The 18,096-nt window shown below is 73.0% G+C and carries 14 protein-coding genes; 9 read left to right on the forward strand and 5 right to left on the reverse strand.

Features of this window, described 5'->3' with window-relative positions:
* Nucleotides 1-32 precede the first annotated feature (32 nt).
* From ACWDGI_RS09630 to ACWDGI_RS09640, 3 genes are read left to right on the forward strand one after another with little or no spacing between them, the layout of a single operon-like run.
* Nucleotides 33-875 carry an alpha/beta fold hydrolase gene (locus ACWDGI_RS09630; RefSeq protein WP_450757082.1) on the forward strand — a complete coding sequence of 281 codons (843 nt, stop codon included), beginning with the start codon at nt 33-35 and terminating at the stop codon, nt 873-875.
* Nucleotides 876-900: 25 nt separating this feature from the next.
* Nucleotides 901-1,914, forward strand: a complete 1,014-nt coding sequence (locus ACWDGI_RS09635) for a 2-oxoglutarate and iron-dependent oxygenase domain-containing protein (RefSeq protein ID WP_450757084.1) — start codon at nt 901-903, stop codon at nt 1,912-1,914.
* Between the two features lie 22 nt (nt 1,915-1,936).
* Nucleotides 1,937-2,752 (forward strand): DUF427 domain-containing protein, encoded by an 816-nt coding sequence (locus ACWDGI_RS09640; protein WP_450757086.1) that lies wholly within the window; start codon nt 1,937-1,939, stop codon nt 2,750-2,752.
* Nucleotides 2,753-2,865: 113 nt separating this feature from the next.
* On the opposite strand, the gene ACWDGI_RS09645 is transcribed toward ACWDGI_RS09640, so the two are convergent.
* A complete protein-coding gene (locus ACWDGI_RS09645; RefSeq protein WP_450757088.1) occupies nt 2,866-3,687 on the reverse strand; it encodes a DUF1684 domain-containing protein in 822 nt (273 codons plus the stop codon).
* A 530-nt stretch (nt 3,688-4,217) separates the two neighbouring features.
* Here ACWDGI_RS09645 and egtA point away from each other — a divergent pair.
* Nucleotides 4,218-5,498, forward strand: coding sequence for an ergothioneine biosynthesis glutamate--cysteine ligase EgtA (gene egtA, locus ACWDGI_RS09650; protein ID WP_450757090.1), 1,281 nt, complete (start codon nt 4,218-4,220; stop codon nt 5,496-5,498).
* A gap of 182 nt (nt 5,499-5,680) precedes the next feature.
* Nucleotides 5,681-6,679: a quinone oxidoreductase family protein gene (locus ACWDGI_RS09655; RefSeq protein WP_450757092.1), complete on the forward strand. Its 999-nt coding sequence runs from the start codon at nt 5,681-5,683 to the stop codon at nt 6,677-6,679.
* Nucleotides 6,680-6,754: 75 nt separating this feature from the next.
* Here ACWDGI_RS09655 and ACWDGI_RS09660 read toward each other — a convergent pair whose 3' ends face one another.
* Complete coding sequence (locus ACWDGI_RS09660) at nt 6,755-8,155, reverse strand: NtaA/DmoA family FMN-dependent monooxygenase (protein WP_450757094.1); 1,401 nt, start codon at nt 8,153-8,155, stop codon at nt 6,755-6,757.
* Nucleotides 8,152-9,252, reverse strand: coding sequence for an LLM class flavin-dependent oxidoreductase (locus ACWDGI_RS09665; protein WP_450757096.1), 1,101 nt, complete (start codon nt 9,250-9,252; stop codon nt 8,152-8,154). The genes ACWDGI_RS09660 and ACWDGI_RS09665 overlap by 4 nt, the downstream gene beginning before the upstream one ends.
* Before the next feature lie 482 nt (nt 9,253-9,734).
* Between ACWDGI_RS09665 and ACWDGI_RS09670 the strand changes: the two genes are divergently transcribed.
* From ACWDGI_RS09670 to ACWDGI_RS09680, 3 genes are all read left to right on the forward strand, one after another.
* A complete protein-coding gene (locus tag ACWDGI_RS09670; RefSeq protein WP_450757098.1) occupies nt 9,735-9,866 on the forward strand; it encodes a hypothetical protein in 132 nt (43 codons plus the stop codon).
* A gap of 98 nt (nt 9,867-9,964) precedes the next feature.
* The gene (locus ACWDGI_RS09675) at nt 9,965-12,268 is read left to right on the forward strand and encodes an FUSC family protein (RefSeq protein ID WP_450757100.1); all 2,304 of its coding nucleotides are present in this window, start codon (nt 9,965-9,967) and stop codon (nt 12,266-12,268) included.
* Between the two features lie 169 nt (nt 12,269-12,437).
* Nucleotides 12,438-13,538 carry an NADH:flavin oxidoreductase/NADH oxidase gene (locus ACWDGI_RS09680; RefSeq protein WP_450757101.1) on the forward strand — a complete coding sequence of 367 codons (1,101 nt, stop codon included), beginning with the start codon at nt 12,438-12,440 and terminating at the stop codon, nt 13,536-13,538.
* Between the two features lie 360 nt (nt 13,539-13,898).
* On the opposite strand, the gene ACWDGI_RS09685 is transcribed toward ACWDGI_RS09680, so the two are convergent.
* Together ACWDGI_RS09685 and ACWDGI_RS09690 are read right to left on the reverse strand one after the other, a co-directional pair.
* The gene (locus ACWDGI_RS09685) at nt 13,899-16,256 is read right to left on the reverse strand and encodes an FUSC family protein (RefSeq protein ID WP_450757103.1); all 2,358 of its coding nucleotides are present in this window, start codon (nt 16,254-16,256) and stop codon (nt 13,899-13,901) included.
* A gap of 128 nt (nt 16,257-16,384) precedes the next feature.
* On the reverse strand, nt 16,385-17,167 hold the full coding sequence (locus tag ACWDGI_RS09690) for a polysaccharide deacetylase family protein (protein ID WP_450757105.1): 783 nt from the start codon (nt 17,165-17,167) through the stop codon (nt 16,385-16,387).
* 206 nt (nt 17,168-17,373) lie between these two features.
* Between ACWDGI_RS09690 and ACWDGI_RS09695 the strand changes: the two genes are divergently transcribed.
* The gene (locus ACWDGI_RS09695; RefSeq protein WP_450757474.1) at nt 17,374-18,069 is read left to right on the forward strand and encodes a TetR family transcriptional regulator; all 696 of its coding nucleotides are present in this window, start codon (nt 17,374-17,376) and stop codon (nt 18,067-18,069) included.
* The last annotated feature ends 27 nt before the right edge of the window (nt 18,070-18,096 follow it).

Here is an 18,096-nt window from a genome sequence, read left to right on the forward strand (position 1 = left end):
CCCGACAACCGCCCGAACTCCCGGGAGCCCTCATGACCACGAGTACGAGCACAACCACGAGTACGAGCGCGAGCACCGCCGCCGAGGAGTTCGCCGGCCTGCCGAACGCCCCCGTCATCCAACGCCGTTGGATGACCGTGGTCACCGGCGGTCACGTCGGCGGCGTCTTCTGGCACCCGCAGAGGCCCACCGTGGTCCTGCTCCACGACGCCGGTGCCAGCGCCCGTTCCTGGGACGACGTCCTGCTGGCCCTGGACCGGCCCGCCGTCGCCCTGGACCTGCCCGGCCACGGCCGCTCCAGCAGGCGCGGCCGGGGCGACTACCGCCCCCGGCGGCTGGCCGCCACGCTGGAGGAGGCCGCCCGGTCCTTCGCACCGGGAGGCGTGCCCGTCGTGGGGGCCGGGTTCGGCGCGCTGGCCGCGATCGCCCTGAAGGCGAGGTTCCCGCACAGCGTCGGACGTCTCGTCCTCGTCGACGCGCTGCCCGGCACGCTCTCTCCGGGGCTGCGGCTGTGGCCCACGGCCAGCCCGGAGTTCAGCACCCGCGACGAGGCGGCGGCCTGGCTGGAAGAACACGGTGCCACCGACGCCGCCCGCACGGCCGAACTGGAGACCGAACAAGCGGCCGACGGCACCTGGTCCTGGCGCCACCACCTCGGCAGCCTCCCCACGGACGCGCCCTCCGCACTGGACGACGAGACCCTCTGGGAGCAGCTCGCCGCCGTCCACGCCCCGTTGCTCGTCCGCACCGAGGGCGGCCCGCTGGACGCCGGGTCCCTCGACCGGTTCCGCACCCAGGTACCCGAGGGCGACATCGTCACCGTGCACGCGGAGCCGCAGGCCCTCGCGGACGTCCTGCGCCCCCTGACCCACTGAGTCCACCACCGAAGGAGCACCCGCCATGTCGGACGACATCCCCGTCATCGACCTCGCCGCCGCCCTCGCCGACGACGCACCGGAGGACCTGCTGGCCGGCGTGCGGCGCGCCGCCGAGTCCATCGGCATCATCCAGGTGGTCAACCACGGCGTTCCCACCGAGGTGATCACCGGGTTCAACGACGGCTTCCGCCGCGTCCTCGACCTCCCCCGTGACGAGAAGGAACAGCTGGCCAGTCCCACCGGGCATCCCAACCGCGGCTGGCGGCAGTGGCCCGACGACTTCGGCCGCCTCGAACTCGAACGGTTCAACATCGGCCAGTACGACGACCCGGACGCGGCCGTGGCCGCCGGGCTCACCCCGGAGCAGGCCACCCTCTACGCCCACGCCAATGTGTGGCCGCCGCAGGAGCCCGGCCTGCGCGCCGCGGCCCGGCGCTACCAGGACGCGTTCGTGGACGTCGCCCGCCGCGTCCTCGGCCTGTACGCGCGCGTGCTGGACGTGCCCGCGGAGACCTTCCCCCTCGGCGGCGACGTCTACACGACGCTGGTCGTCAACAACTACCCGAAGTGGCCGTACGACAGCGCCTCCGACGACGAGAAGCTCCTCCTCCTGGAACACGCCGACGGCTCCGCCCTCACCGTGCTCCACCAGGAGGGTGACTACGCCGGCCTGCAGGGTCAGCGTCCCGACGGCACCTGGACCCCCGTACCGATCCGGCCCGACGCCCTCCAGGTGTTCACCGGCACCCTGCTGACCAACTGGACGGAGGGCAGGCTGCGCCCCGGACGGCACCGGGTGGTGGCCGGCGGCTCGGTCACCCGCCGCTCCTCCGCGGTGTTCGTCCACCCGAGTCTGGACACCGTCGTGGCACCGCTGCCGGCCTTCGCCGACCCGGACGGCTCCGACTTCGAACCCGTCTCGGTGTGGGAGCGTGCCAGTGGCAACGTCGAGGAGTACCTGCGGGTCTTCGGCCGCCCCGAGCAGCTCGCCGCCTGGCGGGAGAACCGCCCCTACGTCGCCGAAGTCACCGCGTGAGCAAGCCGAAGGAGAGCCGGTCATGACCACATTCCCCACCGCGCAGGCCGTGCGGACCACACCCGAGGGGCTCCTGTGGGAGCCGAGCGAGCGCTGGGTGCGGGGCCGTAAGGGTGACGTCACGGTCGTGGACAGCCACCATCCCGTCCTCGTCTGGGAGCCCGGTGTGCCCGTACCGCTGTACGCGTTCCCGCGCGCGGAGGTCCGCGAGGACCTGCTCCGCCCCGCGAAGAACCCCCCGGCCGGCACCCACACCGGCTCGCGGATCTTCTACGACCTGGACGTCGACGGCGAGCTGCTGGAGAACGCCGCCTGGACCTTCCCGGCCGCCGACCTGGCCGGCCACGTCGCCTTCGAGTGGTTCCGGCGCGTCGGACGGGGCCTGGACCACTGGTACGAGGAGGAGGAAGAGATCTTCATCCACCCCCGTGACCCGCACAAGCGGGTGGACGCCATCCCCAGCAGCCGTCACCTGGTGGTCGAGATCGCCGGCACGGTCGTCGCGGACACCCACCGGCCGGTTCTGCTCTTCGAGACCGGCCTGCCCACCCGCTACTACGTCCCGCGCGAGGACGTCCGCCTCGATCTGCTCGAAGCCACCGACCACCACACCGGCTGCCCCTACAAGGGCACCGCCGAGTACTGGTCGTGGCGCGGCGAGGCCGACGTCCCGCCCAACGTCGTCTGGAGCTATCCGGACCCGCTGCCCGCGGTCGGCGCGGTCCAGGGGCTGCTCGCCTTCTACAACGAGGCCGTCGACATCACTCTCGACGGAGAACGGGTGGAGCGCCCCGTCACGCACTTCACCAAGGCGCTCACGGAGCAACAGCGCACCTGACGAGAGAGACGGCCGCGGGATCGAGGCGGCCGGCACCCGCAGACGGCCCCCGCCGCCGGCCGAGGCCACGGCTACGGCTACGGCGGCGGGGGGCCAGGAGATGCGCGGTTCCGTCAGGGGCGGCCGCCGCGCTCCAGCGGGATCCTCTCGCCCGTCTCGATCGCGACCGGCAGCCGGTTCTCGGCCGGCGGCAGCGGGCAGGTGGCCAGGTCCGTGTAGGCGCAGGGCAGGTTGGCGGCGCGGTTGAAGTCGATCGTCACCCTGCCCTCGGCGTCGGGGGCGGCGATCCGGAGGGAGCGGTTGGCCGCGTAGGTGGTCACGCCGGAGGTCTTGTCGGTGAACAGCACCATCAGGGCTCCTGGCGTCCCGCCGTTGAACGTGGTGAGCCGGTGCACGGCGCCGTGCAGTGCGAACTCGACCTCGCCGGGGGAGTCGTACACGTGCTCCAGACCCTCGACGGCGGCACCGACGGTCACCGGGCGCGGGGTACCGAAGGGCAGGAAGCGGCCGGAGAGCACCCAGCGCGGGTCCGGCTCGTAGGCAGGTGTCCCGGTGAACGCCGTCCGCAGCGCGTTGCCGGGGTGACGGGGCCGGACGATGTCGTGTCCGCCGCGCTTGGCGACCTCGATCACCGCGTCGCCCCAGCCGACGTACACACTGGCCCGTTCGGCGAGGACGCCGAAGCCGTGACGGCCGCGCACGGCCTGCCCGTCGACGGTCACCTCCTCGCCCTCGTCCAACGCGACGACCACCCCGGCGGTGGTGCTCGACCAGGCACCGGGCGCGTCCTCGAACCGGGTGGGCTCGTCGCTGAGCCAGTGGAGACCGGTGATCGCGAGGAACCCGTGCGGGCCGGCCAGCACCGCCTCCTTCTGCCGGTGCCACTCCTCCCAGTCCTGTACGAAGCTCACCCGGTCGACGTCCTGAACGGTCATGTCGGATCCCTCCAGCTGCGCGTTCCGTCCTTCGAACAACAGCCGGGCCGACGCGCATCATCCCGCCAGGAGAAGTTCCACGTTTCCGCAATGTGAGACCTGTCCGGAAGTCATCGACCGACGGGGTGGGCGTCTGCTCAACTCACGTTCCATGACCCCGCGTACCGGGCGCCCGTACGGCGGTGGGGCCCGAGCACCCGGACTGAACCAGGCCGGTCCGCGGGGCGGCCCCGGCGCGTACCGGGACCGCCCTGCGGCGCACCGACGCGGCATCCGAACCCCGACGCCGCGCGTCACACGCCTCCTCAACGCCGGACCGCAGGGCCGGGACACCGGCGGCGGGCCCACGACGGGCTGAGGGCGGCCCGGGACCTCCCGGGCCGCCCGGCGCGGGTTGCCGCATGCCCGGGTGTCTGGAAAGTGCGCTCTTGTCATGACAGGGCGAGGCGGCGGACTCTGGCAGCAGGCACAGCGGCGCGTACCGGACGTCGGATCCCCGACGGCCCTGAGGCGGCTCAGGAGGCTCCCGGATGTCGGTTTCACCGGAGTGCGGCGTCGACGGTCCCGCTGTCTCCGAACACGAGGCGGAGGCGCTCGTCGAGGGGATCTGCTTCAAGACGGGCCCGCCGCGCAGCGTCGGGGTCGAAGTGGAATGGCTCGTCCACCGGGAGCGCGCGCCGCACGACGCCGTGGGCCGGGGGGACCTGGAAGCCGCCCACGCCGACCTGCGAACCCTGCCGCTGACGTCCGGGCTGAGCGTGGAGCCCGGTGGCCAGGTGGAGCTGAGCTCCCGGCCGGCCCCGTCACTGGCCCAGTGCGTCTCGGAGGTCGCCGCGGATCTGGCGGCCGTGCGCACCGCGCTGCGCGGGCACGGCCTGACCCTGGCCGGCCTGGGCGTCGATCCCTGGCAGCCGCCTCGCCGGTTCCTTCGGGAGCGGCGCTACGACGCCATGGAGGCCTGCCTCGACCGTACGGGTCCGGCGGGGCGGACCCTGATGTGCACGTCGGCCTCCGTCCAGGTGTGCCTCGACGCCGGACGGGAGGAACCCGGCGTCATGGGATTCGCGCGCCGCTGGTGGCTCGCACACCACCTGGGCGCGGTCCTGGTCGCGGCGTTCGCGAACTCGCCCATGGCCGAGGGCCGCGCCACGGGCTGGCTGTCCACGCGGCAGCTGATGTGGGCGGAACTCGACCCGGGACGGGCCGGCGGGCCCTTGCTGGTCCCCGACCCACGCCGTGCCTGGGTCCGGCGGGTCCTCGACGCACCGGTGATGTGCGTACGGCGGGACGGTCCCTGGGAGGTGCCGGACGGAGTGAGCTTTCGCGAGTGGACCCGGTCACGCACCATGCGCCCGCCGACCCACGCGGACCTCGACTACCACATCAGCACCCTGTTTCCGCCCGTCAGGCCGCGCGGATACCTGGAACTGCGCATGATCGACGCGCAGCCCGGCGACGACGGGTGGATCGTGCCGCTCGCCGTGGCCACGGCCCTGTTCGACGACCCGGGTGCCGCCGTTCTCGCGAACCGGGCGGTGGAGCCCCTGGCCGAGCGGGGTGCCGGCGCCCCGGCGCCGCACAATCCGCTGTGGACGGACGCGGCACGCCACGGGCTTGCCGATCCGGAACTGAGGCGCGCCGCCGTGACCTGCTTCGCCGTGGCACTGGACGCCCTGCCCCGGTTGGGCGCGAGCACCAGGGTCATGGACGCCGTCGCGGCCTACGCCGACCGCTACGTCCGCCGCGGTCGCTGCCCGGCCGACGACGTGCTCGACCGGGACGCCTCCGGACGGCGTCGGGCCCGGCGGTGACCGCACGATCCGGGCCCCGAGCGGAATGTCGAGGCACGTCGCGATGTTGCCGCAGGAGAGTTGCAGGCCGTCAGGACACGTGTGGGGAACGCGAGTTGATGGCCGGCGGCACTCCGCGGCCGACGGCACTCCGATGGGTTGGCCCCGGCCCTGCGCATCGATCGAGTAGACAAGGACGCCACGTGCGTGCATACGGATTCAAGTCGAACGGCGGACCCGAAGTCCTGGAGGAGATCCAGGTGCCGACCCCGAGGCCGGGCCCCGGGCAGGTACTGATCGAGGTCGCGTACGCCGGCGTGAACTTCGCCGAGGTGCAGCACCGGCGGGGCGAGTTCGGCGAGCCCGACGGCCCCGGCGGCTACGACGTACCCGGGCTGGAAGTCTCCGGCACGGTGGCCGCACTCGGCAGCGGGGCGACGGGACCGGCGGTCGGTGAACAGGTCGCGGCCTATCTTCCGGCCTTCGGCGGATACGCGGAGTTCGCCGTCGTCGACACGGACTTCGTCCGGCCGGTCGGTGCGCTTCCGCTCGCGCACGCGGCCGGGGTGCCGTGCGTCTACCCGACGGCCTACGGGGTGCTGACGGACGCGGGGCGGCTGCACGAGGGCGAGACGGTCCTGATCCACGCGGCGGCCGGCGGAGTCGGATCGGCCGCGGCGCGGATCGCGCGGGCGCACGGCGCCGCCCGGGTGTTCGGCACGGTCGGCTCCGCGACGAAGACCCGGCTGGCCGCCGAACTGGGCTACGACGCCCTGTTCGTCCGGGACGCGTTCGAGGACGCGGTCCGGGAGGCCACCGCGGGCCGCGGGGTGGACCTGGTGCTGGACCCCGTCGGCGGGCCGGTGCGCCACGCCGGCCTGCGGGCACTGGCCCCCTTCGGCCGGTTGGTCACCTACGGGGACCTCGGACGGGACACGGACTGGACGGCGGACGTCTGGGATCTCTGGAAGAACAACAGGACCGTCGCCGGATACAACATCGGTGACGTCGCCCGCCGTTCCCCCGCAACCATCGGCGAACACCTCTCCAGGGCCCTGTCCGCGCTCGCCTCCGGTGAACTGGCCTACGCCCCGCCGACCGTCGTCCCGGCGTCGGACGTCGTCGAGGTCCACCGGCGCCAGGAGGCCGGGCGGACCCACGGGAAGACCGTGCTCGCGCTCACGGGCCACGGAGCGGGCTGAGCCACGGGATGCGTTCCCCCGCCGCACCGGCGAGCCGGGACCCGGTGCCGGTCCGGTGCGGCGGGGGCGACGAATTCAGCCGGCCTGCTGTCGCTCGGGTGCGGAGCGGTGGGTGAGCGGTGCCCGCAGGCCGAGGTGTTCGCGCAGCGTGCTGCCGGTGTACCCGGTGCGGTAGACCCCGCGTTCCTGCAGTTCCGGGACGAGCAGTTCGACGATGTCGTCGAGGCCGTCGGGGATGAGGTACGGCGTGACGTTGAAGCCGTCGACCGCGCCGTGCCGCACGAACCGGGCGAACTTGTCGGCCAGACCGGACGGCGTACCGACGTGCCCGCGCTGCGGGCCGAGCGCGATGACGGTCTCGCGCAGCGACCAGCCGTGTGCCTCCGCCTTCGCCCGCCACTCGGCCACCACCGTGCGCGGGTCGGCGATGCGCCGGGCCCCGAAGGAGCCGTCGTTCTCGGCGACGACCGGGTCCTCGACGGGCAGCGGGCCGTCGGCGTCGCGGTCGGACAGGTCGATGCCCCACAGCAGTCCGGCGATCCCCAACGCCGTGGCGGGGGTGACCTGCTGGAGCCGGATCCAGCGCTTCTTCTCCTCGGCCTCCTCCTCGGTGGCCCCGATGATGATCTCGGTGCCGGGCAGGATCCGCAGGTCGTCGTCGGGCCGGCCGACCGCCCGCAGCCGGCGCCGGATGTCCTCGGCGAAGGCCAGCGCGTCGTCGAAGTCGTTGCCGTGGGCGGAGAAGATGACGTCGGCGTTTCGGGCGGCGAAGTCGCGCCCCTCGCCCGAGTCACCGGCCTGGAAGATCACCGGGTGGCCCTGGGCGCTGCGCGGCAGGGTGGGGGCGAGATCGACGTCGAACTGCGGTCCTCGGTGGCGCACCTGGCGTACGGCACCGGGCACCGACCAGGCGGGTGCGGTCACGGAGGCGGCGACCGCTTCGTCGTCCCAGCCGTCCCACAGGGCGCGGGCCACGGTGAGGAACTCCTCGGCGCGCCGGTAGCGGTCGGCGTGGTCGAGATAGCCGCCGCGGCGGAAGTTGGCGCCGGTCCAGGCGTTGTCCGTGGTCACCACGTTCCAGCCGGCGCGGCCCTCGGAGAGGAGGTCGAGGCCGGAGAGGCGGCGGGCGAGGTCGGCGGGCTCGTTGTAGGTGGAGTTGGAGGTGGAGACCAGACCGATCCGGCGGGTGACCGCGGCCAGCGCCGCGAGTTGGGTGACGGCGTCCGGCCGTCCGGCCACGTCGAGGTCGTGGATCCGGCCGTCCACCTCGCGCAGCCGGAGCCCCTCACCGAGGAAGAACGCGTCGAACAGGCCCCGTTCGGCGGTCTGGGCGACCTTCCGGAAGGAGGCGGGGTCGATCTGCGAACCGCTGTCGGGGGCGGACCAGATGGTCCAGTGGTTGACGCCCTGGAAGAACACCCCGAAGTGCAGCTGGGCGTGGGGCCGGGGCACGTCGAGGGGGTCGGTGCGGGTCATCGGGTCTCCTCCTGGACGGCCGCGGCCGCGAAACGGTTGGCGGGGCGCTCCAGACCCAGGGTCGAGCGCAGGGACGTACCGGGCAGCGGGCGGCCGACGAGACGCCGAGCGGACAGCGCCGGCAGGACCAGGCGGGAGAGGACGGGCAGATCCTCGTCCAGTACGAGGGGATGCAGCCGTACCCCGTGGACGTGACGGCTCAACTCGTCGAGGACGGCCACCAGTCCGTCGGCCGAGCCGACGTGCCGCAGCCGCCCGCGGTCGTCCCACGGCGCATGGCGTTCCAGGTCGGCGACGCGGTCGGCGCCGGTCGCGTCCGGCGTGTCCAGCGCCACCTCGACCTCGGCGAAGACCCGGGGCGTACCGGCGCCGGCGGCGGCCGTGGCGACCGCCGCCGGGTCGCGGCCCGCGACCAGGGCGACGTCGAGCCGGCCGGCGGGCACCCGGTCCGGCCGGCCCAGGACGACGAGCTGCCCCTGCGGCGGGCGCGGCACGATCGCCGGGCCCTTGACGGCGTAGGTCTCCCCGGTGAAGTCGATGTAGTGCAGCCGGTCGCGGTCGAGGTAGCGGCTGGTGGCCACGGACCGGATGACCGCGTCGTCCTCCCACGAGTCCCACAGGGCGCGGGCCACCTCCACCCCGTCCCGGGACTCCCGGGCCCGCCCGGCCGCGTCGGCGACCAGGGGGCGCCCCCACACCCGGGCCGCCTCGGCACGGTCCTCCTCCGTCACCACCCAGCCGGCGCGGCCGGCTGAGATGTGGTCCAGGGACGCCAACTGGCTGGAGACGTGGAAGGGTTCGGCATACGTGAGCGGGACGACGGGCGCGATCCCGATGGTGCTGGTGGACGCCGCGACGAAGGCCGCCCGCTCCACCGCCCCGATGCGGCCGACCGGATCCGGCGCGGCACCGGGCGGCAGCACCCCGTCGTCCAGGGTGATCAGGGTGAACCCGGCGTTCTCGGCGACGGCGGCGAGCCCGGCCACCCGGCGCGGGGTCAGCAACCGGTCGGGTGCGTGGGCGGCGCGGCGCCAGGCCGCGGGGTGGGCGCCGTCGCCGTCGATCTCGACGGCGAGGTGCAGGGCGGGGCCGGACAATGGACGTTCCTTCCGGGAAACACGGGAAATCGCGGCCGCGGGGCCACGACGGTGGAGCCGGGCGAGGCCACGGCGAGAGAGCCGGGCGGGGCCACGGCAAGCGGTCCGGCGGACGGGCCGGCAGAGGAACCGGCCGGACGGGCCGGCAGCGGTCAGAGGCGAGCGGAAGGACAGACGGCGGAGCAGGTGCGGCAGTAGTCGACATGCCGGCGGACGATCAGCCGCACGCCGGAGCACACACCCTGCGGTGCCGCGCCGGATACGTGCATCAAGGGCCTCCACCCGTCAGAAACCGATCGGTTCAACGTACGTCGACCGCCCCGGCGGGTGTCAAGGCCGGTCGCGAGAGGGGCGGCCCGGGGACATGATGGTGGGGAGCCGGGCCGCTCCCGCTCTGTTTCGCGCGCGACCCGCGGGAGACCGGACCACCGAAGTGGACCGGAGTACGACGGGCGCCGTCGCGAGGGAGAGAGGTGTCCTTCATGAAGGTGTTCCAGAACGACGGCAAGGTCCTGGAGAAGGCGGCGGACACCTTTCTCCTCCGCGGCGTCGAACTCATCATGGGTGACAGTCCCCCTTCCGACGCGATCGCCGGACGCAACCGGCCGTCCTGATGTTCCGATCGACGAGCCGGGACGACACGGCGGGGACCAGCCGTGGCGGACGCGCGGAGCGACGTGCCCTCAGGGCGGGGAGCCGGACGCTGGCGCGGATGAGGGAGCATGATCCGGGTCTGTCGGCACTGCGGCGCGCACTGCGCACCGCGATCATCACGCCCTCGCTGTTCGCCTTGACCTATCTCGGTCTCGGAAACCCGGTGATGGCGGTCTTCGCCGCCTTCAGCCCGATGGTGCTGATGATGTTCGTGGACTTCGGCGGTCCGATACGGGCGCGGGCGGCCCAGCAACTGAGCCTGGTGGCGGTCTCCACCGCGCTGGTCTGCCTCGGAAGCCTGGCGGGCCGGCTGGTGTGGCTCGCGGGGGTCGCCACCTTCGTGGTCGCGTTCACCGTGCTGTTCTCGGGTGTCGTCAGCTCTGCCCTGGCCGGATCGGGTACGTCACTCCTGATCAGCTTCGTGCTGGCCGCCACACTGACCGGGCCGGTGAGTTCGATCCCGGACCGGTTGGCCGGCTGGTCGCTGGGCGGCGCGGCGACCGTTGTCGCCGTAGCCCTCATGTGGCCTCGTCCGGCCGGCGAACCTCTGCGCACCTCCCTCGCCGAGGTCTGTGCCCGCCAGGCCGGATATCTGCGCGCCGAGACGGACTGCGTCCGTGCCGCTCTCCCGTACGCCGCGGCACTGGACGCGGTGGCGCGGGACACGGGGAACGCCGCCGCCGCTCTTCGGAAGGCCTTCTACGCGACCCCGTACCGTCCGACCGGGCTCTCCACGACGGCCCGGGCGCTGGTCCGGCTGGTCGACGAGGTCCTCTGGCTCGGCAGCGTCCTGCAACAGGCCCCGCCGTGGAGACAGGACCGTTCGAGCCGGCTGGTGGTGTGCGACGTCGAGCTCGCGGCCGCGGCGGTGCTGGAGCGCGGAGCGGCACTGCTGCGATCCGGTACGGGACCGCTGAACGGTCTCGCCTCCGACATCGGGCGACTGGAAGCGGCGGGAGCACGACTCGAGGAGGCGATGACCAGATCCCTCCCCGAGAGCCTGGCGACCCGCTCCGCCCGGACCTCGGTCGGGACACGGTCCGTGGCATCGGCCGATCCGGTCGCCGAGTTGATCGCCTCGTTGGAGCCCGGGTTCCGTGCGAGGAGAATCGCCTTCATCGTGGCGGTGACGGCGGCGGACATCGAACTCGCCCTCGCGGCACGCCGACGCGCCTGGTGGCGACAGTTGCTCGGACAGCGCCCCGTGTCCACCGCCCCCGCACTGTCATCGGCTCGTGATCGCCTCGCGGCACACCTCAACCGCCATTCGGTGTGGCTGCACAACAGTCTGCGCAGTGCCGCCGCGCTCAGCCTCGCCGTGGTCCTCGCCCAGCTCAGCGGCGTGGGCCATTCGTTCTGGGTGGTCTTCGGCACGTTGGCCGTGCTGCGCTCCAATGCCGTGAACACCGGTCAGACCGTCGGGCGCGCCCTGGTGGGAACCGTCATCGGTTTCGTCATCGGCGTGGCCCTCATCCTCGCGCTCGGCACCCATCCCGTCGCCCTGTGGGTGCTGCTTCCGTTCGCGATCGTCCTGATAGGGCTCGAGCCGTCGGTCACCTCGTTCACCGCCGGGCAGGCCGGCTTCACCGTCGTGCTCCTGATCCTCTTCAGCATCATCAGCCCCGTCGGGTGGAAGGTCGGACTGATCCGGATCGAGGACATGGCGCTCGGGTGCGCGGTGAGCCTGGTCGTGGGGGTCCTCTTCTGGCCCCGGGGTGCGGGCGCCGCACTGGGCTGTGTGCTGTGCGAGGCCTTCCAGGACGCGGCCCGGTACCTGCGCGGTGCCGTGGCGTTCGGGCTGCTGCGCTGCGACGGCCTGGCGGCGCCTTCGGCGATCTCGGGTGAGGACAGGCGGTCGGCCGCGGCGGCGGCTCGGCGGCTGGACGACGCCTTCCGCGGGTTCCTGGCGGAGCGCGGTACGAAACGGCTTGCGCTTCCCGAGGTGGCCCGCCTGGTCAACTCGGTCGCGGCCGTGCGGCTGACCGGAGACGCCATAGCCGACCTGTGGTCGCGTCAGGGATACCGGCCCGGAGACGACCGGGCCGCCGCCCGTACCGCGGTCCTGGGCGCTTGCGAGCCGATCGCCGCCTGGTTCGAGAGGTCGGGCCGCGCGCTGGCGGGAATTTCGGCCGTGCCGGACCGGACGGTAGGTCCGAGGGAGGCGGACCACGCCCTCGAGCAGGCACTGCGCCGTGAACTGGGCGCGGACGGGAACGCCCACGCCGCTTCCGCTGTCGTACGGATGATCTGGACGGCGGACCACCTCGACGCGCTGTGTCTCCTGCAGGCGCAGATCATCGGTCCCGTTCAGGAAGCCGCCGGTCTGGTCAGGCGGCGCAGGCCTCGGAACCGGCAGCCATGACACGGTCGCGTCCGTCGTCGGGACCGGCGGGCCCCGAACACTCATGACTATTCGCGGGTAGTGGGCGGAAATAAAAAACCCGCGCATGCAATTATCAAGGTGCGAGGCCCGGTGGTCGGCTCGACCGGCCTCGCGCCTGATCCCATCCGGCTCCCCAAGGAGTTAAGTGTTGAACTCGCTGTTCACCCCCTTCGACCTCAAGTCGCTGACGATCCCCAATCGCGTCTGGATGGCAGCGATGTGCCAGTACAGCGCCGAGCCCGGCGGCGAGCGGGCCGGTGTGCCCACGGACTGGCACTTCACGCACCTGGCCGCGCGAGCCGCGGGCGGCACCGGGCTGATCATCACCGAGGCCACCGCCGTCAGCCTCGAGGGCCGCATCTCCCCCTACGACCTCGGCATCTGGAACGACGAACAGGTCGCCGCCTTCCAGCGCATCACCGCGTTCCTGAAGTCGCAGGGCAGCGTCCCCGGGATCCAGCTCGCGCACGCCGGGCGCAAGGCGTCGACCGAGCGTACCTGGGTCGACCGCGGGCGCCCGATCGCCCCGGCCGAACCCTTCGGCTGGACCCCGGTCGGCCCCAGCGCGGTGGCCTTCGACGAGACCTCGACGATTCCCGAGGAACTGACCACGGAAGGCATCCGTGAGATCGTCCGGCAGTTCGCCGACGCGGCCGTCCGCGCTCTCGCGGCCGGGTTCCAGGTCGCCGAGATCCACGGTGCCCACGGCTATCTCATCCACCAGTTCCTCTCCCCGCAGAGCAACCGTCGCACCGACGAGTACGGAGGCTCCTTCGAGGGCCGGATCCGCTTCGCGCTGGAGGTCGTCGACGCTGTCCGCGCCGTATGGCCCGAGGAACTGCCGGTGTTCTTCCGGATCTCCGCCACCGACTGGCTCTCGGAGAACCCCGAGGACGGCCGTGAGGGCTGGACCGCCGACGACACCGTCCGCTTCGCCAAGGAGCTGCTGGCGCATGGCGTCGACCTGATGGACATCTCCACCGGCGGCATCGTCCCTGACGCGAGGATCACGACCGGCCCGGGTTACCAGGTTCCCTTCGCCGAGCGCGTCCGCGAGGAGACCGGCATGCCCGTCGCCGCCGTGGGCATGATCACCGACCCCGAGCAGGCCCAGGAGATCGTCGGCTCCGGCACCGCCGACGCCGTCCTCCTGGCCCGGGAGCTCCTGCGCGATCCCTACTGGGCCCGCCACGCCGCCGAGCGGCTCGGTGGCACGGTCGACACCCCTGTCCAGTACCACCGGGCGTGACGGCTACGTGCGGGGCGCGTGGCCGGTCCGTCCGGCCCGTGCTCCGTCGGGCTCGCCGGTCCACCTGCTTCAGCAACGCCGCCAGAGGATTCTCGTCGACGCCCGTCCGCCAGGCGCCGACGCGCGGCGGGAGGCAGGCCGTCGTCGGCGTGAGGAGGAGGTCGAAGCCGGCGACGACACCCGCCACGATGCGCCGCGACAACTGCTGGGTCCGCCGCACCCCTTGCACGTAGGCCCACGAGTCGGTCGACCGGGCCGCCTCACGCAGCGCACGGTTGTGCGGCTCCACGCGCTCCGGATCCGCGAGCTCGATCGCGGCGCCCCCGGTCCCGTGGCGAGCCGCTCGTCCGTCGGCGCGGGTCAGCCGGTGGGACCCTTGCGCAGCCAGCCGTGGTGGGCCGCCGTGCGGGCCCTCGCCGCGTCCGCGAGGCCCGGCTGGAGGCGCCGGGCGGCGTCGACGTGGTCGTCGGTCCAGATGATCCGGACCGCGACGGGGGTGGCCCGGCCCTGACCGTCGCTGAGTTCGGTACGGACGGACCGCACCAGCCGCGCGGCACCCTCGGGGTGCAGGGGGACGACGTCGGGGACGGGGCAGTGGTCGCCGAGGCTGGCCGCGAGGCCGTGGTACCAGCCGGTGACGAGGGCCGCCGACCCGAGGACGGCACTGTGGGCGTCGGCGCGCACGGCCTCCAGGCGCGCCAGGTCCTCGCCCTGCCACAGGGAGACGACGGCGTCGGCGGCCAGGCGCAGCCCGACGACTCCCGAGACGAGGGTGGTCGTGCAGGCCAGCGACACCGGTTTGGCGCCGCGTTCGGCCAGGAAGCTGCGGAACGCGTCGTCCAGGCGGCGGGCGGAGGCCGCCGCCTCACGGCTCTGCGGATCCGGGTCGGCGGGCCGGCGGTGGCCGAGGGCGTAGTCGACGGCACCGCCGAGGTAACGGGCGCTGTCCGCGTAAGCCTGGGCGAGTGCCTTGTGGACGGCCGCCTGGGCTCCGCGCGGCCAGAAGAAAAGGGCGACGACGATGCTCACCAGGCACCCCAACGCGATGTCCTGGACACGCAGCAGGGCGACATGCCAGTTGGGGTCGTGGCCGATGTTGAACAGCACCACGAGCGTGACGGTGAACGCGGCCTGCCCGGCGGCGAAGGAGATGGCGGCGGGCGCGATGCCGGCGAACAGGATGGCCACCGGGAGCACGAACCACAGCGCGGTGCCGTGATGGCCGATCAGGTGCAGCAGCCCGGCGCCGATGACCGAGCCGGCCACCGTGCCCAGGACGGCGCGGGCGGCGTTCTGCCCGGTGCTGAGCGCGTTGGAGCGCAGCACGGACAGGGTGCCCAGCAGGACCCAGAAGGAGTGCCCCACGCCGGTGGCGTCGGCCAGGAACACGGCGATGCCGAGGCCGATGCCGCCGCGCAGACTGTTGTGCATCCACACCGAGTCGGCCCTGAGATGGGCGGCGGCCCGCTCCCGTGCGGAGGCCAGCGGTGCGGCCAGCGCACCCGGCTCACGACCCAGCAGCCGCTCGTGCCAGCTGCGCTGCCAGGCGGTGGCCGCCATGTCCACGTTGTCGGCGATCTGCAGTACGGCGAAGCCGAGTTCCTGGGCGCGGAAGGACACGTCGAGCGCGGCGATGAACCCGTAGACCTCCGCCGTACTGTTCCCACCCGGGTGTTCGGCGGGCACCCGGACGGTGGAGCTGTGCTCCATCCCGGTCAGCTCCGCCCGCAGCCGCTCGGTGCGGGCCCGCAGCGGGCCGGTGTCGCCGGTCAGGTCGGTGAGCAGGTCGCAGGCCGCCTCCAGGACATGCGCGGCGGCGCGGCGCACGCCGTGCGCGGCGGGATCACAGCCGGGAGGTTCGTCGGTGTAGTCGGACCGGTCCACGAGGACGGCGCACAGCCAGGTGAGTTCGTCGACCAGCCGGACCAGCGCCCGCGAGGTCGCGGACAGGCCGGTGGGACGGTAAGGGGTGGCGTCGAAGGCCACCCGCAGGTCCGCGCCGGTACGGGCGGTGATCTCCGCCGCGGCTCTGCACTGCTCGCTGTGGGGCACCGACCCGGCCGGGGCCGGCACCGAGGCGCGGGCGCGCAGATAACCGGCGGCGGCCCGGCAGACGGCGGCCGCCGGGGCGCTGAGCGGATCGGCGACGGGACGCGGCCACAGCAGGGCGACGGCCGGCAGCGCCACCGCCGCCGCCAGACCCGCGCCCGCGAGACGATCGGGCAGCTGCGACAGTTCTGCCGGTGCGCTGACCGGCAGCACGAACGCCAGCAGGAGCGCCGTCGAGCTGCCGGCCAGGACCGAGCTGACCACACCGGCGAACAGGACCGCGAACCCGACCACGACCGTGGCCGCCACGGCGAGCCGGATGTCGGCCGCCGCCAGCGTGCCGACACAGATCAGCACCAGCCAGGCCACGGCGAGAGCCGCCTGCGCCCGCAGCCGCTCCACCATCGGACCGGAGTAGTCGACCAGCAGCAGCATCGAGAACGTCCCGAACGCGGCGAAGCTCGCCATCGTCGGGTTGTGGAACACCTCGCCGCACAGGGCGAACAGGGCGGGCATCACCAGCGCGGTACGCGCGGCCCGCCGGGTCGCCGCGAGGTCCGGGTCCCGGTCGCGCAGCCACGTCATCCAGCGCGGCGCCCGCCCCGACATGTACACCTCCCGCTGGCCCAGGGCAGCCGGCCCCGCCGCCGCACCGCGCACACCACCCATATGCGGCCACCCTCGGGTGGTCCGCAACATTTACCGGGACGGTACGACGCCCTGGGCGGGCCGGCACTCCTGTTGGGCGGATCATTGCCCGACCGTCGGCTCGGTGCACCGGGCCGACCTGGTCCGGCTCACCGCACCGGGAAGCCGAACGCGTACCCCTGTTCCCTGAGCCAGGGGAGCACCTCGCGCAGGGCGGCCACGGTCTCGGAGCGGTCGCCGCCGGCGTCGTGAAAGAGGATGGTCGGGCCGTTCGGCATCTCGTCCTTGACGGTGCCGACGATCGCCGCCGTGCCGGGGCGTTCGAAGTCCTTCGAGTCGACGTTCCAGCCGAGCGGCCGCATGCCGTGCGAAGCGGCGAGCTTCCTGCTGTACGGGGTGAAGGCGCCGCCCGGGGCACGGTAGTAGAGCGGCCGGACACCCCCCGACGCCTGGGTGATCATGCGTTCCGCGTCGAGGATCTGCTGGGACTGGTAGGCCTCGGACTTGGTGTCCATGGTGACGTCGTGCGAGACCGTGTGGTCGCACAGCCGGTGCCCGGCCGCCACCACCGCCCTGACCAGGTCAGGGTGCGCCTGGGCCTGCGGGCCGATCATGCAGAACGTGGCCTTCACGCCGTACTCCTTGAGCACCTGGAGCACCCGGGGCGTCCAGACCGGGTCCGGTCCGTCGTCGATGGTGATGTTCACGCCCCGGGCGCCCCGGTCCGAGGCGTGCGCGATCTCCACCGACACCGCGGCCGCCTTCCGGCCGGCGCCGGGCACCCCGTGGCGTGCCGAGGTCCCGGCTCCCGTGCTCCCGTCGACGGGACCGGACGGTGAGGTCCACAGCGAGGCGGCCACGGCCACCGCCGTGACCCCCATCGCCGCCGCGGCCACCTGGCCGTACCACCCTCGTCCGCCGCGCCGTGCCATCGTCCGCCCCGATTCTTGTCGTTCCGTTGAACTCGTGCACCCGTCCAGACGGAAGGCGGCGGGCACCGGATCCATCCGTTACCGATCACGGACAATTCCGCGAGGGATCTGCGACAGGCTCCCTGTGTGTCCTTTAACGGCGGGCGGGGCGATCGGTGTTGGCGGTTCGGACCGCAACCGTGGGCGGGGACACGGTCGCGCCATTAATGCAACTTGGTTGTGCTAAAATCCCGCTCGTGAGTTCGACTCGTCCTCAGCGCGCCCGCAGCGCGGCGGCCAAGCAGCAGCGTGAGCGGGAGATCCTCGACGCCGCCCGATCGCTCGGCAGCGAACGCAGCGTGCGCGAGGTCACGCTGACCGACATCGCCGCCGCCGTCGGCATGCACAAATCCGCGATGCTGCGGTACTTCGAGACACGCGAGCAGATCTTCCTGACGCTCACCGGCGAAGGCTGGCAGGAGTGGTCGGCGGCGCTGCGCGCACGCCTGGGCGAGCTCACCGGTGCCGGTCATGACGAGATCGCGGTGGCCGTCGCCCGGTCGCTGGTGGCGCGGCCGTTCTTCTGCGACCTGCTCGCCCAGGCGCCGCTGAACCTGGAGCGCAACGTGTCGCTCGACGCCGCCTACGAGTTCAAGACGATCGCGCTCGCCGAGGTCGCGTCGATCACCACCGTGCTGCGCGGCCTCCTCGGGATCACAGAGGGCGCGGCCGTGGACGTGATCGCCACGGCCACGGGCATGGCCGGGGCGCTGTGGCAGATGGCCGCGCCCGGCACGGGTCTTCGCGAACTCTACGAAAGCCACCCCGAGTTGGCGCACGCGGTGGTCGACGTCGAACCCCGGCTGACCCGCATCCTGACCGCCCTGCTGAACGGCGTGCGCACGACGGCCCCGGACGCCTGAGGCAGCGGCCCCGGCGGGACGCCCGGC

This window comes from Streptomyces sp. NPDC001220 (assembly GCF_053597895.1).

Coding starts and splice junctions, on each gene's coding strand:
- ACWDGI_RS09630 (WP_450757082.1), top strand. CDS start 33: ATGACCACGAGTACGAGCACAACCACGAGTACGAGCGCGAGCACCGCC.
- ACWDGI_RS09695 (WP_450757474.1), top strand. CDS start 17,374: ATGCAACTTGGTTGTGCTAAAATCCCGCTCGTGAGTTCGACTCGTCCT.
- ACWDGI_RS09685 (WP_450757103.1), bottom strand. CDS start 16,256: ATGGGTGGTGTGCGCGGTGCGGCGGCGGGGCCGGCTGCCCTGGGCCAG.
- ACWDGI_RS09640 (WP_450757086.1), top strand. CDS start 1,937: ATGACCACATTCCCCACCGCGCAGGCCGTGCGGACCACACCCGAGGGG.
- ACWDGI_RS09670 (WP_450757098.1), top strand. CDS start 9,735: ATGAAGGTGTTCCAGAACGACGGCAAGGTCCTGGAGAAGGCGGCGGAC.
- ACWDGI_RS09690 (WP_450757105.1), bottom strand. CDS start 17,167: ATGGCACGGCGCGGCGGACGAGGGTGGTACGGCCAGGTGGCCGCGGCG.
- ACWDGI_RS09645 (WP_450757088.1), bottom strand. CDS start 3,687: ATGACCGTTCAGGACGTCGACCGGGTGAGCTTCGTACAGGACTGGGAG.
- ACWDGI_RS09675 (WP_450757100.1), top strand. CDS start 9,965: ATGAGGGAGCATGATCCGGGTCTGTCGGCACTGCGGCGCGCACTGCGC.
- ACWDGI_RS09635 (WP_450757084.1), top strand. CDS start 901: ATGTCGGACGACATCCCCGTCATCGACCTCGCCGCCGCCCTCGCCGAC.
- ACWDGI_RS09660 (WP_450757094.1), bottom strand. CDS start 8,155: ATGACCCGCACCGACCCCCTCGACGTGCCCCGGCCCCACGCCCAGCTG.
- egtA (WP_450757090.1), top strand. CDS start 4,218: ATGTCGGTTTCACCGGAGTGCGGCGTCGACGGTCCCGCTGTCTCCGAA.